The sequence below is a fragment of the Yersinia vastinensis genome (assembly GCF_044905075.1).
GTDB classification, from domain to species: domain Bacteria; phylum Pseudomonadota; class Gammaproteobacteria; order Enterobacterales; family Enterobacteriaceae; genus Yersinia; species Yersinia vastinensis.
This window is the reverse complement of the sequence record NZ_CP173260.1, coordinates 3638404-3658847: the sequence shown is the minus strand read 5'-3', so window position 1 is coordinate 3658847 and position 20444 is coordinate 3638404. Positions and strand designations below refer to the sequence as shown.

The following is a 20444-nucleotide window of genomic DNA, read 5'->3' as shown; positions in this document are numbered from 1 at the left end:
TCAACTTACTCAGAAGATATTTCGGAACGAATAATTAATTATAATAAGCGGGATTTTTTGATGAGTTCATTCTTAAAATGTCATAAGTAGAGGCGGCCATTGTCGAGTATTGACGCTTTTTATTGGTTTTATAAATGAAGATTTATCGGGTTAAGGCAGGCATATAATTAAGGGCCAGATAAATTCTGACCCTTAATTCTGTTCAAATTCGTTTTTACATAAAAGTGGTTACCAGCAAGTAGCCAGTAATACATGAACAGATAACGCCGATGAGACCTGGAATGATAAAGCTATGGTTAATAATAAATTTACCAATCTTGGTCGTGCCGGAACGGTCAAAACCGATACAGGCAAGGTCACTTGGGTAGGTAGGCAGAACAAAGTAGCCATAAGCGGCAGGGAAGAAAGCAATCAGCATCTTAGGATCGACACCTAATTGCAATCCCATAGGGGCAATGGCTGCCAGAGCCGCCGCTTGGCTATTCACCAGTTTTGAAACCAGGAACAAGACAATAGCATAGGTCCATGGATGGGTTTTCACCACATCTTCCAAGGCAAGTTTCAAGTCACCCATATGGGCTTGGAAGAAAGTATCACTCATCCAGGCGACACCGAATACGGAAAAGATAGCGACCATCCCCGCTTTAAATACAGCACCGTTGGAGATATCACTAGGTTTCACTTTACAACCGATAAGAATAACTGCGCCAGCAATTAGCATCATCATCTGAATAACCAAGTTCATCGATAATGACTGTAATTTGCCTTTCACTTCAAAAGCAGGTCGCAGATCTGCAAAAGCACCGAGTAATACAACTAATGCAATAGCCGCGAAAAATATCCAGGTAGACCAATAAGCTTGTTTTGGAAAAACCTGATTTAGCAAGGTATCGGTTGAACCGTAGATAAATTCACGCTGCTCTGGGTCTTTGATTCTCTCTTGGAAATCAGGATCTATATCCAGATTTTTACCACGACGCAGGCTCCACAATGCAGCAACTAGTACACCGACTAATGATGCGGGGACTGAGATGGCCAGAATTTCCAGAATACTGTAAGCCTGCCCGATCCCATGATTGGCACCAATAATAGATACTAATGAAACGACGGCAACCGAGACTGGCGATGCGGTAATCGCCATTTGTGAGGCGACGGAGGCAACAGCCATTGGCCGTTCCGGGCGAATTCCTTTTTTAATCGCAATATCAGAGATAATAGGGAACATTGTATAAACAACATGCCCAGTGCCACATAAAAAGGTTAATGACCAAGTTGTGAAAGGGGCAAGTAGCGTAATATGCTGAGGGTGACGACGTAATAATCGCTCCGCAAATTGCATCATTACATTTAATCCACCGGCAGTTTGTAATACGGCAGCACAACCAATAACTGCCAATATTGTGAGCATGACATCTACAGGGGGTTTTCCTGGTTCTAATCCAAAGATAAAGGTCAGAATAAATAAGCCGATACCACTTATTAGCCCCAGCCCCATGCCGCCATATCGAGTACCGACTAACAGACATAGAATTATAATTATAAATTGTAGTGTTATCATAATTTTACCTTGCTTCCAACATGAATAAAATCCGTTTCGCATTTGCTAGCTTTAAGCAATGAGCATGGCTCTCACATGACTTTCTTTATCTGAGCACAGGCGGCATTGATTAAAACCTTACTAATACCAAGGCTACATTGTTGAGTTATGTAATTAATTAAATCTGGGATCTGTCTCTATTTTTATATCAGCTTGGACTTTTCTAATTAATTAAAGTGGAATGGAAATGGGGGAATAGAATATAAGATTTTGAATGTGAAATTAATGTGTAAATATTGTTTTAAATTAATGAATCAATTGGCTCTAAATTTAATAGGAATAGCATTATCTAACCGGGAAATTCATTGGAACAATATCCCGGTCGAGCAGAGATGACCGTTTCATTTAATTAATCCCTAATTTCTCCTTTAGGGGTTTCAAGTAACGGCGACTCACTGGGATATGTTTACCACTGCGCGTAATCACTTCTGCGGAACCATTATCCATCAATTGAATTTCACCCAGTTGCTCAGTATTGACCATGTATTGCCGATGGCAACGAACAAAAGGTGTTTTTTCTTCCAGTGTCTTAAGTGATAGCTGGGTATAGCCAGACTGCACTGTTCCAATAACATGTACACCACTCAATTCTGAACTGAGATATTCTACTTCTTCAATCTTCAGTAAAAAAATGCGGTTGTGGCCAGAGCAAGGAATATGTCGTAGCATCGGCTCCGTGATTTTATGTAAATTATTATTTACACCAAGTCCCCGCCTTAAGCGAATGAGTGTTTTCGCCAACCGTTGATGGTCGAGGGGTTTTAACAGATAGTCAAAGGCATGTTCTTCAAAAGCACGAATGGCATATTCATCGTAAGCGGTAACAAATACGATGTGCGGCATGCTCTCTGGATTCAGCATCGAGGCCAATTCCAAACCATTAATTCTGGGCATCTGGATGTCGATAAATATCACATCGGGTTGCAGGCGTTGTATTGCGGGGATAGCTTCCAACGCGTTGCTGCATTCGGCGACGATCTCAATATCATGCTCTTCACTTAGTCTTTCGCGTAAATCTTCACGCGCGGGTTGTTCATCGTCGACGATGATGACTCTTAACATACTGCCTCCACAAATTTCCCGCATCTTATCATGGCGTCAAGGGGAGGTTAGGACCATCTGCAGAAACTGAGACTTGCCGCAAAAGTCAGAGTGAAATACGCCTGTAAATCTAGAGGTAATTATTTATTTACACATATGGATTGAAAACTTTACATGCCGTGGTATTGTGGTGTCCTCAAACGATAAACACGCTAAACGACATCCGCTAAACAGAGATAGGTAAAGAATATGATCATGCAAAAAGATGCGCTCAATAATGTCCATATCAGTGCCGAACAAGTCCTGATGACACCAGAAGAACTGAAAAACCAGTTTCCATTGAGCAACAGTGATCAGTATGCAATTGAAGCCTCACGTAAAACGATTGCTGACATTGTTCAAGGACGAGACCCTCGCCTACTGGTGGTTTGCGGGCCATGTTCTATCCACGATGTGGATGCTGCTCTGGATTATGCGCGTCGTTTGAAAGCTCTTTCTGCACAATTGAGTGATAGCCTGTATATCGTTATGCGTGTCTACTTTGAAAAACCAAGAACCACAGTTGGCTGGAAAGGCCTGATTAATGACCCTGCAATGGATGGTTCTTTCGATGTAGAAAAAGGATTACAAATTGCACGGCAATTGCTGCTGGATTTAGTGAAGATGGGCTTGCCATTAGCAACCGAAGCACTGGACCCGAACAGCCCACAATACTTGGGGGACTTATTCAGTTGGTCGGCTATCGGCGCGCGTACTACCGAATCGCAGACTCACCGTGAGATGGCCTCGGGCTTGTCTATGCCAGTTGGGTTTAAGAATGGTACTGATGGCAGTCTGGGTACAGCAATCAATGCCATGCGTGCGGCAGCGATGCCACACCGTTTCATGGGAATTAACCAGTCTGGTCAGGTTTGTTTGCTGCAAACTCAAGGTAACCCACACGGCCATGTGATTTTACGCGGTGGTAAAACCCCGAACTACAGCGCAGAAGATGTTGCTCAGTGCGAAAAACAGATGCAGGATGCGGGACTCGTTCCGTCCTTAATGATAGATTGCAGTCATGGAAATTCGAATAAAGACTTCCGCCGTCAGACTGCAGTCGCTGAATCTGTTGTTGAGCAGATCAAGGCTGGTAATCGTTCTATTACTGGCGTGATGCTGGAAAGCAACATTCACGAAGGGAATCAGTCCTCTGAACAACCACGTGTAGACATGCGCTACGGTGTTTCAGTGACCGATGCCTGTATTGACTGGGATACGACTGAAACCTTGTTACGTGAAATGCACCAGGAATTACGTTCAGCGCTGGCGGCACGGACTGCAGAGGAAAAGTAAGTATGGTGGCTGAACTGACCGCTTTACGTGATCAAATTGATGAAGTCGATAAAGCTCTGTTGGATTTGTTGGCCAAGCGTCTGCATTTAGTGGCTGAAGTAGGCGAAGTTAAAAGTCGTTATGGTTTGCCTATTTATGTTCCGGACCGTGAGGCGGCAATGCTGGCCTCACGCCGGCAGGAAGCTGAAGCTCTAGGTGTTCCACCTGATTTGATTGAAGACGTATTGCGCCGAATAATGCGAGAGTCTTATACCAGCGAAAATGACAAAGGTTTTAAGACGCTGTGTCCGCAATTACGCCCAGTTGTCATTATCGGTGGTCAGGGCCAGATGGGGCGGTTATTCAATAGAATGCTGACATTGTCTGGCTATCAGGTAAAAACGCTAGAACAGGAGGACTGGCCACAGGCCGAGTCTATTCTGGCTGATGCCGGTATGGTGATTGTCAGTGTGCCCATCCATATTACTGAAGACGTGATTGCTCGGTTGCCAAAACTGCCATCGGATTGCATTTTATTGGATCTCGCGTCAGTGAAGAATAAACCGCTGCAAGCAATGCTTGCCGCCCATGAAGGGCCGGTTGTTGGCTTGCACCCGATGTTTGGGCCTGATGTTGGTAGCCTTGCCAAGCAAGTGGTGGTGTATTGTGATGGTCGTGACCCACAAGCCTATCAGTGGTTGCTGGAGCAGTTACAGGTATGGGGGGCGCGGTTACATAGAATCAGTGCCGTTGAGCATGATCAGAATATGGCGTTTATTCAGGCGTTGCGCCATTTTGCGACCTTTGCGTATGGCCTACACTTGGCAGAAGAAAATGTGCAGCTAGAGCAGTTATTGGCACTGTCTTCACCGATTTATCGTTTAGAACTGGCGATGGTAGGCAGACTGTTTGCGCAAGATCCGCAACTTTATGCCGATATCATTATGTCATCGGAAGATAATCTGGCGCTGATTAAGCGCTATTACAAACGCTTTGGTGAGGCGATTACTTTACTGGAGCAGAGTGACAAACACGCCTTTGTGCAAAGCTTCCAGAAAGTTGAGCACTGGTTTGGCGATTATGCCGAGCGCTTTTTGGTGGAGAGCCGTTCATTATTGCGGCAGGCAAACGACAACCGCCAGTAACCTGAACCACTCATTGCTGGTTTGTAAAAGAAGTCCCCTCGACACCATCGCGGGGACTTTTTGCTATCTATGCTAGCGACTCTTTCAGCTTGGATTCACGGGAACCACGTTTTCGCTTGGATAGCAGCCCAAGACTTTTAATGAACGGGTTATCGGCGTCAAATCGGCCAAGGCTTTTTGCATAGGATCAGAGCGTAAATTAGCCTGCACATCGATATAAAACATCTCTTCCCATGGATTGCCATTGATTGGTCGAGATTCAAGTTTTGTCATAATGATCCCGTGATCCCTCAATACTAATAATGCTTCAACCAGTGCCCCAGATTGTTGGCCTGTGGCCATGATCAAGGTGGTTTTCGCCGGGATCTGCTCAGATACATCAATGGCCTTACGGGCAAGCACGATGAAGCGAGTAATATTTTGCTGTTGGTTCGCCAGATTATGTTCGAGCACCTGTAAGTTATAAAGTGCACCGCCGGCTTCACTCCCTAATGCTGCCGCTGTCGGTGAATTTAACTGTGCAACTTTCTCCATCGCGGCGGCTGTGCTTTCGCAATATTCGATTTTCCAGTGCGGGAAACGGTTAATAAACTGGCTGCATTGTTGGAAGGGCTGCGGATGACTGTAGACCGTGTTAATTTGGCTCAGGTCAGTATCTGTGGCGACCAGTACGCAATGATCAATAGGATTGGTTATTTCACCAACAATCGACAAGCTGGTGTGCTGCAATAAGTCATATACATCGTTTATAGAACCTGAACTGGTATTCTCTATTGGTAATACGGCGTAATCGGCCTGCCCGGTCTCCACCTGAGTAAAAATATCCTGAAATTTCTGGCAACCGCACTCAATGAGATGCTCAAAATGACGAGCTGCATATTGGCGGGCGGCCAAATGTGAGTAAGAACCTTTCGGGCCAAGGAAGGCAATACGAGCAGAATGTTGAGTGGTTTGATTCAGCTGATGCTGCAACAGTGCCTGTTGAGTCAATACTGAATCTTCGATAATCAGTTGGAACAGGCGGGTAACATAGAATCCATCGAGATCATAAGGTTTGGCGGCGCTAATGAGGGCATCCAGCAAGTCACGTTCACGTTCCTTATCGCGAATAGGGCGATGATGGAGCAACTTGGCTTTAGCAACATCCACTGCCAATTCACGCCGTTCTGCCAGTAAAGCCAGCAGTTTTAAATCAAGTGCGCTGATGCGCTCACGTAGCACCAGTAATGGATTATCACTCATAGGGCCTGCCTTATTATCATCCTGAATGTTTTATGCATAAAAAAAGCCTCCCGCTTGGGAGGCTTTTTTGTTCGTCTTCGCATTCTTTATCACACGACGAAACGCCTCCCAATCAGGGGAAGGTAAAAAAGAATGCGAAGAAAAACACTTTATTGATCATCGTTGCTGATTACCCGTTATGGACCGGTTTGTGAATTATGGATTCAATCGCTTGCTAAGATAAAGGTAGTTAAAAAGTATAACCTTTAAACGTGACCTTAAAAATAGACAGTCTCTAAACTAACCGCCAGCCTGAATTGCTGTCAATAAAAAACGCGCCCGAAAGCGCGTTAGATCCGAAATGAGATAGTTTTTTCCGGCTATTGTTCCTGCTCGGATTCTTCTTCCTCTACATCGACTGACTCCAAATTAGCATCTTTAACACTGCTTGCCGCACGACGAGCTTCACCTTTGTGTTGAACTTTATTTAATTGGCGTTCTAGTTTGGTGATCAGTTCATTAATTGCAGCATACATATCATCATGTTTGGCACTGGCAACCAAAGGACCCATCGGGGTACTGATTGTTGCGTCTGCAACAAATCCTTGCGGATCTTTAGACAGTACAATATGTGGGTTTATTAACTGGGCCTGCCATTTATCCAGTTTGGTGAGACGGTCTTCAACATGCTTACGAATTGCTGGGGTGATATCCATTTGCTTACTAGTAATGTTGACTGTCATATGACTTACCTCGCTGTCTACTCCTCTTGGATAACTTCAGCATACCTCTCTTTTTCATAAAATGTATGATCGAGATCACTTATTTTTGTCACTTTTTGCAAAGGTCATGGGAACTGTGATTTAACGTCAGGAATAGGTGCAGAGGGCTTGAATCATTGGTCAGAATACCGCATTATCGATAAGTTATATCGCCTGCATCTTGCTAAAAATAGCATGATTTAGTTGTTTTAAATGCGATAGTAGGGCGATAGTCTAACATGATGAATCGCATCGATTTGTGGTGTTAAAGCAGAATTGAAAACGGCAGCCTGAGCTGCCGTTTGTTATTTTTATCGTTCCAAATAATATTAGGCTGGGTTCGCCGCAATTATCTTGGCAACTTTGTCTGCTTGCGCATTCAGTTGCAGTTGTTTATAAGCATTTTCCATCAACGGTAGCGCATCGCGTGTTGCCTGAGTATCAGGATAATCTCTCAACATTTGCTCGACACGGTTAACTACCGCGACGTAAGCGCCTCGTTTAGTGTAATATTGCGCCACGGCCAATTCATGCTTGGCCAGACGATCTTTCAGGAACATCAGGCGTTTTTGCGCGTCAGTTGCGTATTGGCTGTTCGGATAGCTTTGAATCAACTGGTTAAAATCGCGGAATGCGGCCTTAGCATGTTGTGGATCGCGGTCTGAACGATCAATCCCGAAAAAGCCTTGTAATGCACTGTCATCCAGAGCCATGTCAGTCAAACCACGCATATACAATACGTAATCGATGTTAGGATGTGTGGGGTTAAGGCGCATAAAGCGATCGATTGAGGCTTGCGCCAACGGCAGGTCAGCAGATTTATAATACGCATAAATCAAATCAAGCTGAACTTGTTGAGAGTAAGGCCCGAAAGGATAGCGGTTATCTAACGCTTCTAGTTGCGTAATAGCTCCCTTAAAGTTACCGTCCTGCAGTTTTTGCTGAGCGGTAGCATAGAGCTCAGAAGGCGGGTTATCGGGAACCACGTCCTTGTTACTGGAGCAACCGGTCAGCACCAGGCTCAACGTGGCGGCAGCCACCAGATATTTCATACGCGTCATGACGTTTTGATTATCCTCGAAGTGTTATTCCGGGAGACTGTCCGTTAAGCTCCCGACAAAGATCTAGATACAATAGCACATTATATTAAACGGCATCGCCGTCAAAACCCAACGTTAACGAACAAGAAGCTGCATATGGCACAACAAGTACAACTCAGCGCAACGGTGGCCGAATCACAACTCGGTCAACGGTTAGATCAGGCTTTGGCCGAATTGTTCCCTGATTATTCAAGATCTCGCATAAAAGAGTGGATTTTGGAAGACAGGGTGACAGTCAACGGTAAAAAAATTAACAAGCCTAAAGAAAAAGTGTTGGGTGGCGAGCTCGTCGCAATTGACGCGCAAATTGAGGAAGATGCCCGCTGGGCGCCTCAAGAAATCCCACTGGATATCGTCTATGAAGATAACGATATTTTGGTCATTAATAAACCCCGAGGTTTAGTCGTACACCCTGGTGCAGGTAACCCTGATGGCACAGTTCTGAATGCACTGCTCCATTATTATCCAGAAATTGTCGATGTTCCTCGTGCGGGTATCGTGCATCGTCTGGATAAAGATACCACGGGCTTGATGGTCGTGGCGAAAACAGTTCCAGCACAGACTCGTTTGGTTGAAGCATTGCAAGCACGCGAAATCACCCGTGAGTATGAAGCTGTAGCCATCGGGAATATGACCGCAGGTGGCAGAGTTGATGAGCCTATTTCTCGCCATTCTACCAAGCGGACACACATGGCTGTCCACCCAATGGGTAAACCGGCAACGACGCATTACCGCATTATGGAGCACTTTCGCGCCCACACTCGCCTGCGTTTGCGCTTAGAGACTGGCCGTACACATCAGATTCGTGTGCATATGTCTCATATAAACCATCCGCTGGTGGGGGATCAGTTGTATGGTGGCCGCCCGCGTCCACCTAGAGGTGCATCAGATTCCTTTATTGCTATTCTGCGTGGTTTTGATCGTCAGGCGCTACATGCAACTATGCTGCGTTTGTATCATCCAATCAGTGGCATTCAAATGGAATGGCATGCAGCATTACCAGAAGATATGGTTGAGCTGATTAATGCACTGAAAGCCGATACTGAAGAATTCAAAGATCAGATGGATTGGTAATGAACAAGCTGATACTTCCCGATTGGCCAGCGCCTGCTCGTGTTAAGGTATGCAGCACCACCCGTCACGGTGGTATCAGCGAATTCCCTTATGATTCATTAAACCTTGGCACTCATGTGGGGGATACGGCTTCCACTGTGATAGCGAATCGTCAACGTTTAGTGGAACAAGCGGGGTTGCCGCAAATGCCCGTTTGGCTGGAGCAAGTACACGGCACACGTGTCTTGCATCTGGATGGCACGGCAATTTCTGATGTGCAGGCTGATGCTGTATATAGCCGCGTTACGGGGCAAGTATGTGCGGTTATGACCGCAGATTGCCTACCCGTGCTATTTTGTTCTTTAGCTGGTGATGAAGTTGCTGCAGCGCATGCGGGTTGGCGAGGCCTATGTTCTGGGGTTCTTGAGCAAACGCTGGCGCAGTTCCAAGCTGCACCGTCATCTATTATTGCCTGGTTAGGTCCGGCTATCGGCCCACAACAGTTCGAAGTGGGTGAAGACGTTAAACAAGCCTTTATCACTATCGACGCGCAATCTACTGTTGCGTTCATGCCTTTCGGTACGAAGTATTTCGCCGACATCTATTTATTGGCTCGACTGCGACTACAAGCTGCGGGTATTCATGCTATCTATGGTGGAGATCGCTGCACAGTGAGCGAAAAACAACAATTTTTCTCCTATCGACGCGATGGAATCACCGGACGTATGGCAAGTTTAGTCTGGCTGATATAACCTATTGAATTAGGACGATCCGCTGACGTATAACGTTTTACTCTAAATATTGTGTCGAAGTAACCTTGAAAATTTGAGGGATGACCTCATCTAATCTCCAGTAGCAATTTTGACCAACATTGGAGGTGTTATGCGTCTGGATCGTCTTACTAGTAAATTCCAGCTTGCCCTCGCCGATGCCCAATCTTTAGCTCTTGGGCGCGACAACCAATTTATTGAACCGTTACATTTGATGAGCGCTCTGCTCAATCAGGATGGGGGAACGGTTCGCCCATTATTGACCTCGGCGGGAATTAATGTCGCGAGTTTACGTAGCGATATTGAGCAAGCATTAGGTCGTCTTCCACAAGTCGAAGGTACTGGCGGTGATGTTCAACCATCAAATGAGCTGGTCCGTGTATTGAACCTGTGTGACAAATTAGCGCAAAAGCGTGCTGATAAATTTATCTCTTCAGAGCTGTTTGTTCTGGCAGTTCTTGAAGATCGCGGCACCTTAACTGACATGTTAAAGGCTGCTGGCGCAACAACGAGTAATATAGATAAGGCAATTGAAACTATGCGAGGTGGTGACAAAGTTGATGACCAAGGCGCAGAAGACCAGCGCCAGGCATTGAAAAAATTCACTATCGATCTGACTGAGCGAGCGGAGCAAGGCAAACTCGATCCGGTTATTGGCCGTGATGAAGAAATTCGCCGTACCATTCAGGTACTACAACGTCGTACGAAGAATAACCCCGTATTAATCGGTGAGCCGGGTGTCGGTAAAACGGCCATCGTGGAAGGTCTGGCGCAGCGAATCGTGAATGGTGAAGTGCCAGAAGGCCTAAAACACAAACGCGTGCTTTCTTTAGATATGGGGGCATTGATCGCGGGTGCTAAGTATCGCGGTGAGTTTGAAGAGCGTTTGAAAGGCGTGTTGAACGATTTATCAAAACAAGAAGGTAGTGTGATCTTGTTCATTGATGAATTGCATACCATGGTCGGAGCCGGCAAAGGCGACGGGGCGATGGATGCAGGTAACATGCTGAAACCTGCATTAGCACGTGGTGAACTACACTGCGTAGGTGCAACAACTCTTGATGAGTATCGTCAATATATAGAGAAGGATGCGGCGCTTGAGCGGCGTTTCCAGAAAGTTTATGTGGCAGAGCCGACAGTCGAAGACACTATTGCGATTTTGCGTGGGTTAAAAGAGCGTTATGAGCTGCATCATCATGTGCAGATAACTGACCCAGCAATTGTTGCAGCAGCAACACTGTCGCATCGCTATATTTCGGATCGTCAGTTACCGGATAAAGCTATCGACCTTATCGATGAAGCCGGTTCTAGCATCCGTATGCAAATGGATTCAAAACCAGAATCATTGGATCGGTTGGAACGTCGGATTATCCAATTGAAACTGGAGCAGCAGGCACTGAAGAAAGAGTCTGATGACGCCAGTAAAAAACGTCTAGAAATGCTCAATACCGAATTAGAGCAGAAAGAACGTGAATATTCAGAGCTGGAAGAAGAGTGGAAAGCAGAGAAAGCCTCTCTCACCGGAACTCAGAATATTAAAACTGAACTGGAACAAGCCAAAATCACCTTAGAGCAAGCTCGTCGTGTGGGTGATTTAGCGCGGATGTCAGAACTTCAGTACGGTAAAATTCCTGAGCTGGAAAAACAGCTGGCGGCGGCAACGGCGCTTGAAGGGAAAACCATGAAGCTGCTGCGTAACCGTGTCACAGAAGCTGAGATTGCTGAAGTGCTGGCGCGCTGGACAGGTATCCCAGTCTCTCGCATGCTGGAAAGTGAACGAGATAAGTTACTGCGCATGGAGCAGGATCTGCATAAACGCGTCATTGGACAAAATGAAGCGGTTGAAGCGGTATCCAATGCGATTCGTCGTAGCCGCGCTGGGCTATCAGATCCAAACCGCCCAATTGGTTCCTTCCTATTCTTAGGGCCAACAGGGGTGGGTAAAACTGAGTTGTGCAAAGCGCTGGCGAATTTCTTGTTCGACAGCGACGATGCCATGGTTCGTATTGATATGTCCGAGTTTATGGAGAAACATTCCGTTTCTCGGTTGGTCGGTGCACCTCCGGGTTATGTAGGTTATGAAGAAGGTGGGTATCTGACGGAAGCTGTACGCCGTCGCCCTTACTCAGTCATTTTGCTGGATGAAGTAGAAAAAGCGCATCCCGATGTCTTCAACATTCTATTGCAGGTATTGGATGATGGGCGCTTGACTGATGGGCAGGGCAGAACCGTCGACTTCCGCAATACGGTCGTCATCATGACTTCTAACCTCGGTTCAGATTTAATTCAGGAACGTTTCGGTGAAAGAAGTTACACCGAAATGAAGGATATGGTGATGGAAGTTGTTACTCATCACTTCCGCCCTGAATTTATCAACCGTATAGATGAGGTGGTTGTCTTCCATCCACTGGGTCGGGCGCATTTGGCTTCAATTGCTCGTATCCAACTGGAACGTCTGTACAAACGTTTGGAAGAGCGTGGCTATCAGGTCACTATTACTGAACCTGCGCTGGAGTTCCTGGGGGAAACCGGCTTCGATCCTGTTTATGGGGCACGGCCATTGAAACGTGCTATTCAGCAGGAAATCGAGAATCCACTGTCACAGCAGATACTTTCTGGCAAATTAATACCGGGAGTTCCAGTGACTCTGGATGTCGAGAATGGGCATATCATTGCTAAACAGTAATGGTTAACTCTTAAAGGGGCGAGAAATCGCCCCTTTTTTGTTGTTTTTTTCACCGCATCTGGTGTTTTTGCCGCATTAATGAGCGGTTGAAAAGTTTTTTTAAATTAGGGGTTGCAGGCTGTCAGGAACTCCCTATAATGCGCCTCCACTGACCGGGAACAACGAAACACACTTCGCCGGGTCAGGAAGAGAAAAGAATGATTTTGACTTCGAAAGAAACAAAAGAAAACCTTGACTCTTCAGCGGGAAAGCGTATTATCTGCCTCCCGCGTTACCGTAAGATTCGCCGCAAGGCAAACAGGTAACGAACGCTCTTTAACAATTTATCAGACAATCTGTGTGGGCACTCGCAAGACGATATCGAAGCCTGTTTCGGCAGGCAGAAGAAATATCAAAGTCTTGAAGAGTGACCAAAGCAGTAAACATTTGAACTTCGGTTCGAATGCATATTTGCAGAAAGTAATCTTTGAGCATCGCTACCTCGGTAGCAAATCAAACAAATCTTAAATTGAAGAGTTTGATCATGGCTCAGATTGAACGCTGGCGGCAGGCCTAACACATGCAAGTCGAGCGGCAGCGGAAAGTAGCTTGCTACTTTGCCGGCGAGCGGCGGACGGGTGAGTAATGTCTGGGAAACTGCCTGATGGAGGGGGATAACTACTGGAAACGGTAGCTAATACCGCATGACCTCGAAAGAGCAAAGTGGGGGACCTTCGGGCCTCACGCCATCGGATGTGCCCAGATGGGATTAGCTAGTAGGTGAGGTAATGGCTCACCTAGGCGACGATCCCTAGCTGGTCTGAGAGGATGACCAGCCACACTGGAACTGAGACACGGTCCAGACTCCTACGGGAGGCAGCAGTGGGGAATATTGCACAATGGGCGCAAGCCTGATGCAGCCATGCCGCGTGTGTGAAGAAGGCCTTCGGGTTGTAAAGCACTTTCAGCGAGGAGGAAGGCATTTCACTTAATACGTGAAGTGATTGACGTTACTCGCAGAAGAAGCACCGGCTAACTCCGTGCCAGCAGCCGCGGTAATACGGAGGGTGCAAGCGTTAATCGGAATTACTGGGCGTAAAGCGCACGCAGGCGGTTTGTTAAGTCAGATGTGAAATCCCCGAGCTTAACTTGGGAACTGCATTTGAAACTGGCAAGCTAGAGTCTTGTAGAGGGGGGTAGAATTCCAGGTGTAGCGGTGAAATGCGTAGAGATCTGGAGGAATACCGGTGGCGAAGGCGGCCCCCTGGACAAAGACTGACGCTCAGGTGCGAAAGCGTGGGGAGCAAACAGGATTAGATACCCTGGTAGTCCACGCTGTAAACGATGTCGACTTGGAGGTTGTGCCCTTGAGGCGTGGCTTCCGGAGCTAACGCGTTAAGTCGACCGCCTGGGGAGTACGGCCGCAAGGTTAAAACTCAAATGAATTGACGGGGGCCCGCACAAGCGGTGGAGCATGTGGTTTAATTCGATGCAACGCGAAGAACCTTACCTACTCTTGACATCCACAGAACTGAGCAGAGATGCTTAGGTGCCTTCGGGAACTGTGAGACAGGTGCTGCATGGCTGTCGTCAGCTCGTGTTGTGAAATGTTGGGTTAAGTCCCGCAACGAGCGCAACCCTTATCCTTTGTTGCCAGCACGTAATGGTGGGAACTCAAAGGAGACTGCCGGTGATAAACCGGAGGAAGGTGGGGATGACGTCAAGTCATCATGGCCCTTACGAGTAGGGCTACACACGTGCTACAATGGCAGATACAAAGTGAAGCGAACTCGCGAGAGCAAGCGGACCACATAAAGTCTGTCGTAGTCCGGATTGGAGTCTGCAACTCGACTCCATGAAGTCGGAATCGCTAGTAATCGTAGATCAGAATGCTACGGTGAATACGTTCCCGGGCCTTGTACACACCGCCCGTCACACCATGGGAGTGGGTTGCAAAAGAAGTAGGTAGCTTAACCTTCGGGAGGGCGCTTACCACTTTGTGATTCATGACTGGGGTGAAGTCGTAACAAGGTAACCGTAGGGGAACCTGCGGTTGGATCACCTCCTTACCTAACGATACGCATTGCGCAGTGTCCACACAGATTGTCTGATAGAAAGTAACGAGCAAATAAAGCCGGACTGAGAAATTGGTCGGGCTTTAGTACCTTGTTGGGTCTGTAGCTCAGGTGGTTAGAGCGCACCCCTGATAAGGGTGAGGTCGGTGGTTCAAGTCCACTCAGACCCACCAACTCACCATTCCCTGTTGAGTTGCAGCAATAAGGTGATTTTGCTTTTTATATGGGGCTATAGCTCAGCTGGGAGAGCGCCTGCCTTGCACGCAGGAGGTCAGCGGTTCGATCCCGCTTAGCTCCACCATATAAAAAAACTATTTCAAAACGCACTGAGGTCGCAAGACACAGTGGGTTGTGAAATATTGCTCTTTAACAATCTGGAACAAGCTGAAAATTGAAACAATACAGCTGAACATTATCTCTCCGTAGATGTACTGAGATAATAAGTAACCTGTATTAGAGTCTCTCAAATAATCACAACGCAAGTGGTCGAAAGACACCTTCGGGTTGTGAGGTTAAGCGACTAAGCGTACACGGTGGATGCCTAGGCAGTCAGAGGCGATGAAGGGCGTGCTAATCTGCGAAAAGCGTCGGTAAGCTGATATGAAGCGTTACAACCGACGATACCCGAATGGGGAAACCCAGTGCAATTCGTTGCACTATCGTTAGATGAATACATAGTCTAACGAGGCGAACCGGGGGAACTGAAACATCTAAGTACCCCGAGGAAAAGAAATCAACCGAGATTCCCCCAGTAGCGGCGAGCGAACGGGGAGGAGCCCAGAGTCTGAATCAGTTTGTGTGTTAGTGGAAGCGTCTGGAAAGTCGCACGGTACAGGGTGATAGTCCCGTACACAAAAACACACTTGCTGTGAACTCGATGAGTAGGGCGGGACACGTGACATCCTGTCTGAATATGGGGGGACCATCCTCCAAGGCTAAATACTCCTGACTGACCGATAGTGAACCAGTACCGTGAGGGAAAGGCGAAAAGAACCCCGGCGAGGGGAGTGAAATAGAACCTGAAACCGTGTACGTACAAGCAGTGGGAGCACCTTCGTGGTGTGACTGCGTACCTTTTGTATAATGGGTCAGCGACTTATATTTTGTAGCAAGGTTAACCGAATAGGGGAGCCGTAGGGAAACCGAGTCTTAACTGGGCGTCTAGTTGCAAGGTATAGACCCGAAACCCGGTGATCTAGCCATGGGCAGGTTGAAGGTTGGGTAACACTAACTGGAGGACCGAACCGACTAATGTTGAAAAATTAGCGGATGACTTGTGGCTGGGGGTGAAAGGCCAATCAAACCGGGAGATAGCTGGTTCTCCCCGAAAGCTATTTAGGTAGCGCCTCGTGAACTCATCTTCGGGGGTAGAGCACTGTTTCGGCTAGGGGGCCACCCCGGCTTACCAAACCGATGCAAACTCCGAATACCGAAGAATGTTATCACGGGAGACACACGGCGGGTGCTAACGTCCGTCGTGAAGAGGGAAACAACCCAGACCGCCAGCTAAGGTCCCAAAGTCATGGTTAAGTGGGAAACGATGTGGGAAGGCATAGACAGCCAGGATGTTGGCTTAGAAGCAGCCATCATTTAAAGAAAGCGTAATAGCTCACTGGTCGAGTCGGCCTGCGCGGAAGATGTAACGGGGCTAAACCATGCACCGAAGCTGCGGCAGCGACACTTAGGTGTTGTTGGGTAGGGGAGCGTTCTGTAAGCCGTTGAAGGTGAACTGTGAGGTTTGCTGGAGGTATCAGAAGTGCGAATGCTGACATAAGTAACGATAATGCGGGTGAAAAGCCCGCACGCCGGAAGACCAAGGGTTCCTGTCCAACGTTAATCGGGGCAGGGTGAGTCGACCCCTAAGGCGAGGCTGAAAAGCGTAGTCGATGGGAAACAGGTTAATATTCCTGTACTTGGTGTTACTGCGAAGGGGGGACGGAGAAGGCTAGGCTAGCCGGGCGACGGTTGTCCCGGTTTAAGCATGTAGGCGGAGTGACCAGGTCAAATCCGGTTGCTTATCAACGCTGAGGTGTGATGACGATGCACTACGGTGCAGAAGTAGTTGATGCCAAGCTTCCAGGAAAAGCCTCTAAGCATCAGGTAACATTAAATCGTACCCCAAACCGACACAGGTGGTCAGGTAGAGAATACTCAGGCGCTTGAGAGAACTCGGGTGAAGGAACTAGGCAAAATGGTGCCGTAACTTCGGGAGAAGGCACGCTGGCATTAGGTAAAGAGACTTGCTCTCGTAGCCGAAGCCAGTCGCAGATACCAGCTGGCTGCAACTGTTTAATAAAAACACAGCACTGTGCAAACACGAAAGTGGACGTATACGGTGTGACGCCTGCCCGGTGCTGGAAGGTTAATTGATGGGGTCAGCCGCAAGGCGAAGCTCTTGATCGAAGCCCCAGTAAACGGCGGCCGTAACTATAACGGTCCTAAGGTAGCGAAATTCCTTGTCGGGTAAGTTCCGACCTGCACGAATGGCGTAATGATGGCCAGGCTGTCTCCACCCGAGACTCAGTGAAATTGAACTCGCTGTGAAGATGCAGTGTACCCGCGGCAAGACGGAAAGACCCCGTGAACCTTTACTATAGCTTGACACTGAACATTGAGCCTTGATGTGTAGGATAGGTGGGAGGCATCGAAGCGTGGACGCCAGTCTGCGTGGAGCCAACCTTGAAATACCACCCTTTAATGTTTGATGTTCTAACTCGGCCCCATAATCTGGGGTGAGGACAGTGTCTGGTGGGTAGTTTGACTGGGGCGGTCTCCTCCCAAAGAGTAACGGAGGAGCACGAAGGTTAGCTAATCACGGTCGGACATCGTGAGGTTAGTGCAAAGGCATAAGCTAGCTTGACTGCGAGAGTGACGGCTCGAGCAGGTACGAAAGTAGGTCTTAGTGATCCGGTGGTTCTGAATGGAAGGGCCATCGCTCAACGGATAAAAGGTACTCCGGGGATAACAGGCTGATACCGCCCAAGAGTTCATATCGACGGCGGTGTTTGGCACCTCGATGTCGGCTCATCACATCCTGGGGCTGAAGTAGGTCCCAAGGGTATGGCTGTTCGCCATTTAAAGTGGTACGCGAGCTGGGTTTAGAACGTCGTGAGACAGTTCGGTCCCTATCTGCCGTGGGCGTTGGAAGATTGAGAGGGGCTGCTCCTAGTACGAGAGGACCGGAGTGGACGAATCACTGGTGTTCGGGTTGTCATGCCAATGGCACTGCCCGGTAGCTAAATTCGGAAGAGATAACCGCTGAAAGCATCTAAGCGGGAAACTTGCCTCGAGATGAGTCTTCCCTGGGGCTTTAAGCCCCCTGAAGGAACGTTAAAGACTATGACGTTGATAGGCTGGGTGTGTAAGTGCAGCGATGCATTGAGCTAACCAGTACTAATGATCCGTGAGGCTTAACCTTACAACACCGAAGGTGTTTTGTGTTTGAGAGATTTTCAGCGAAGTTTACAGATTGAATTGGCTGGCTGCATGAGAGTGATTGTGTAGCGAGTTGATGAAAACAGAATTTGCCTGGCGGCCATAGCGCGGTGGTCCCACCTGATCCCATGCCGAACTCAGAAGTGAAACGCCGTAGCGCCGATGGTAGTGTGGGGTCTCCCCATGCGAGAGTAGGACACTGCCAGGCATCAAATCAAGCCGAGACCCCATGCCAAAAGCGTGGGGTTTTTGCTATGTGTGGAATATGAAAAGAGAAAGCCTTCTGCTATGCAGAGGGCTTTTTTACGTTTGTACTTAAAACAAAATACAATATTGAGTGTTATTTGACGAGAAATAGGCCGTATAAACGGTTATTCAACTGATTTCGCACTAGTTAACCGCTTGATAGAGGCTATAACCGGTGGCTGCTCCAGCAACATCCCAAGCGAAATCTTTCCAACTCCAGCCAGTACCCCCTTGGCGGCTATCATACAACTCTTTACCCGCGCCTATCCCTATTGAGAACAGTAGCCCGAAATGACGACTTTTCGTATCTGACCAATTTTGATGTTCACCATAGGCCGTTCCTGCGGCGGCTAACGCCGCAGAAACAAAGAAATGTTGTGCTTTGTCTTTCCCTGTCCAGTTGTCATTGGCCATGTGGGTGCATGCAGAGCTGATAAAAAGGAGCGGGAGGATAATTAAAGGGCGAAGATAAGGTGAGCTCTTCATGCTGTCTCTCCTCTGACTTGAAACAAAAAACCCGGTAGAGAACCGGGCTTTATGTTTAGATTTACAGAATACGGCTAATGAGCCGATCGATACGAATGCGGCGTAGACGACGGATCAATTTACGAACCTTGACGGGATATTGTTGAATATTCTCTAGTTCAAGGTAATGCGAAACCACTTTGGTATGCGTGCGGATACATTCTAGCTCTTTCGCCCGCTGCTCATGCATCTCATGCTTAGGATCATGGATCAAAATCGCATTTTCCAAATCAAGACGCCACGCCCGCGGATTCAGATTATTACCCGTAATCAGTTGCCAGTTATTATCAACCCACATACCTTTCAGATGGTAAGTGTTATCGCCATCTTTCCATAAGCGAACAATCAGTTGACCATTATCGACAAAGCGCTGTAAGCGGCTAAGGAAGCGGCGCAAATTGATTTCGTATAAGTACGGCAACGCGCCAATAATCTTAAATGGCTGATCTTCAGGAATATAAAAATCATTTGCTGTTTTATCGCCAACAATAATCTCGACCTGTTTACCTTCACGCAGCAGATAAATGATATTACGTACCAAAAGCGCGGGCAGATTAAAGTAGGGCGTGCAAATCGTGAGGCGTTCGTCAGCGGAAGCCATTAAGTGATGAATGGTTTTGTTGAGTTGGCTCTTTTTACCTAACCCAACTAATGGAGTGACGGCCAATTCATCATTACCTGCTTGTGCTGAGAATTGATAACCGACGTCGCGCAGTGACGAGCGGAACTGCCGAGTCTCATTTTTGATCTCAGGATTAGTTGGCCTATCAGTACGATCTAGACGTTGAACCGCACCAGCACTCAGTACCCGCTGTTTCACATAATCAACCATGATTTTGGCTAATGATGAGTTTGTGATTAATTGATAGCGGTCATAACGGTATTTATCATTTTGATGGAGATAGACATCATTAATGCTGGCGCCACTGTAAATTACGGTGTCATCAATGATAAAACCTTTAAGATGCAATACACCAAGGGCTTCACGGGTATTCACAGGAACACCATAAACAGGGACACACACATCCGGATGCTTGCTGGCCATCTCACAATACCAATCAGCATTGGTATTGACTGCTGCGGCTCCAATGCGGCCACGCTGGGCACGATGCCAGTCGACCAACACACAAATTTCCAGTTCAGGATGCCGCTGCTTGGCCTGATAGAGTGCGTTCATCACATCGTGGCCTGCATCATCCTGCTCAAGGTAAAGCGCCACCAGATAAATACGTTTGGTCGCTTGGCCTATTAATTCCAGCAGAGTAGAGCGGAAAACCTTGGGGCAATAAAGCGTTTGGACATCATCAACTGGCTGGGGGAGTTTGGGCAGTTGTGCAAGGTGTTGTTGATGTTTGCTACGTTTGAATTTTGACAACATCACAGTGCGCTTCTTCTCTTGTTATTTGATGGCAGAACCGCCATATCCAAAAAAACACTAATCCATAGAATCGGGCGATAATACCACTACTTCTTCGGATTGTGCGCAAGTTTTGCCT

General features: G+C 47.4%; 12 protein-coding genes, 2 tRNA genes, 3 rRNA genes and 1 other annotated feature. Of the genes, 10 read left to right on the top strand and 7 right to left on the bottom strand.

Features of this window, described 5'->3' with window-relative positions; all coding sequences use genetic code 11:
* Positions 1 to 214: 214 nt before the first annotated feature.
* Positions 215 to 1558 carry an anaerobic C4-dicarboxylate transporter gene (locus ACIOG0_RS17015; RefSeq protein WP_050100167.1) on the bottom strand — a complete coding sequence of 448 codons (1344 nt, stop codon included), beginning with the start codon at positions 1556 to 1558 and terminating at the stop codon, positions 215 to 217.
* 384 nt (positions 1559 to 1942) lie between these two features.
* Positions 1943 to 2659, bottom strand: coding sequence for a two-component system response regulator BtsR (btsR, locus tag ACIOG0_RS17010; protein ID WP_050100165.1), 717 nt, complete (start codon positions 2657 to 2659; stop codon positions 1943 to 1945).
* Positions 2660 to 2893: 234 nt separating this feature from the next.
* On the opposite strand from btsR, the gene ACIOG0_RS17005 reads away from it, so the two are divergent.
* Both ACIOG0_RS17005 and tyrA read left to right on the top strand, forming a co-directional pair.
* Entirely contained in the window at positions 2894 to 3973 is a 1080-nt protein-coding gene (locus tag ACIOG0_RS17005) for a 3-deoxy-7-phosphoheptulonate synthase (protein WP_404705055.1), read from the top strand.
* Between the two features lie 2 nt (positions 3974 to 3975).
* A complete protein-coding gene (gene tyrA, locus ACIOG0_RS17000; protein WP_050140574.1) occupies positions 3976 to 5097 on the top strand; it encodes a bifunctional chorismate mutase/prephenate dehydrogenase in 1122 nt (373 codons plus the stop codon).
* Positions 5098 to 5181: 84 nt separating this feature from the next.
* Here the strand turns inward: tyrA and pheA are convergent, their stop codons facing one another.
* The 3 genes from pheA to bamD all read right to left on the bottom strand — a co-directional run bounded on the left by pheA (position 5182) and on the right by bamD (position 8140).
* A complete protein-coding gene (pheA, locus tag ACIOG0_RS16995) occupies positions 5182 to 6339 on the bottom strand; it encodes a bifunctional chorismate mutase/prephenate dehydratase (protein ID WP_050100159.1) in 1158 nt (385 codons plus the stop codon).
* A gap of 36 nt (positions 6340 to 6375) precedes the next feature.
* Positions 6376 to 6500, bottom strand: a sequence feature (Phe leader region).
* Positions 6501 to 6698: 198 nt separating this feature from the next.
* Positions 6699 to 7061 (bottom strand): ribosome-associated translation inhibitor RaiA, encoded by a 363-nt coding sequence (gene raiA, locus ACIOG0_RS16990; protein ID WP_050100157.1) that lies wholly within the window; start codon positions 7059 to 7061, stop codon positions 6699 to 6701.
* A 347-nt stretch (positions 7062 to 7408) separates the two neighbouring features.
* Positions 7409 to 8140 carry an outer membrane protein assembly factor BamD gene (bamD, locus tag ACIOG0_RS16985; protein WP_005166516.1) on the bottom strand — a complete coding sequence of 244 codons (732 nt, stop codon included), beginning with the start codon at positions 8138 to 8140 and terminating at the stop codon, positions 7409 to 7411.
* A gap of 135 nt (positions 8141 to 8275) precedes the next feature.
* On the opposite strand from bamD, the gene rluD reads away from it, so the two are divergent.
* The 8 genes from rluD to rrf all read left to right on the top strand — a co-directional run bounded on the left by rluD (position 8276) and on the right by rrf (position 18385).
* Complete coding sequence (gene rluD / locus ACIOG0_RS16980) at positions 8276 to 9253, top strand: 23S rRNA pseudouridine(1911/1915/1917) synthase RluD (protein WP_050100156.1); 978 nt, start codon at positions 8276 to 8278, stop codon at positions 9251 to 9253.
* The gene (gene yfiH / locus ACIOG0_RS16975; RefSeq protein ID WP_404704879.1) at positions 9253 to 9984 is read left to right on the top strand and encodes a purine nucleoside phosphorylase YfiH; all 732 of its coding nucleotides are present in this window, start codon (positions 9253 to 9255) and stop codon (positions 9982 to 9984) included. Before rluD ends, yfiH begins: the two co-directional genes overlap by 1 nt.
* 130 nt (positions 9985 to 10114) lie before the next feature.
* Positions 10115 to 12688, top strand: a complete 2574-nt coding sequence (gene clpB, locus ACIOG0_RS16970) for an ATP-dependent chaperone ClpB (RefSeq protein WP_050100153.1) — start codon at positions 10115 to 10117, stop codon at positions 12686 to 12688.
* A gap of 505 nt (positions 12689 to 13193) precedes the next feature.
* Positions 13194 to 14736: ribosomal RNA gene (locus ACIOG0_RS16965) — 16S ribosomal RNA — on the top strand.
* 102 nt (positions 14737 to 14838) lie between these two features.
* A tRNA-Ile gene (locus ACIOG0_RS16960) sits at positions 14839 to 14915 on the top strand.
* 52 nt (positions 14916 to 14967) lie between these two features.
* Positions 14968 to 15043, top strand: a tRNA-Ala gene (locus ACIOG0_RS16955).
* 209 nt (positions 15044 to 15252) lie between these two features.
* A 23S ribosomal RNA gene (locus ACIOG0_RS16950) occupies positions 15253 to 18160 on the top strand.
* Between the two features lie 109 nt (positions 18161 to 18269).
* Positions 18270 to 18385: ribosomal RNA gene (gene rrf / locus ACIOG0_RS16945) — 5S ribosomal RNA — on the top strand.
* The 16S, 23S and 5S rRNA genes sit together here with 2 tRNA genes alongside, the layout of an rRNA operon.
* 182 nt (positions 18386 to 18567) lie before the next feature.
* On the opposite strand, the gene ACIOG0_RS16940 is transcribed toward rrf, so the two are convergent.
* Both ACIOG0_RS16940 and pssA read right to left on the bottom strand, forming a co-directional pair.
* Positions 18568 to 18909, bottom strand: coding sequence for a YfiM family lipoprotein (locus tag ACIOG0_RS16940; RefSeq protein WP_050139973.1), 342 nt, complete (start codon positions 18907 to 18909; stop codon positions 18568 to 18570).
* Positions 18910 to 18970: 61 nt separating this feature from the next.
* Complete coding sequence (pssA, locus tag ACIOG0_RS16935; protein WP_404705054.1) at positions 18971 to 20323, bottom strand: CDP-diacylglycerol--serine O-phosphatidyltransferase; 1353 nt, start codon at positions 20321 to 20323, stop codon at positions 18971 to 18973.
* Positions 20324 to 20444: the final 121 nt, after the last annotated feature.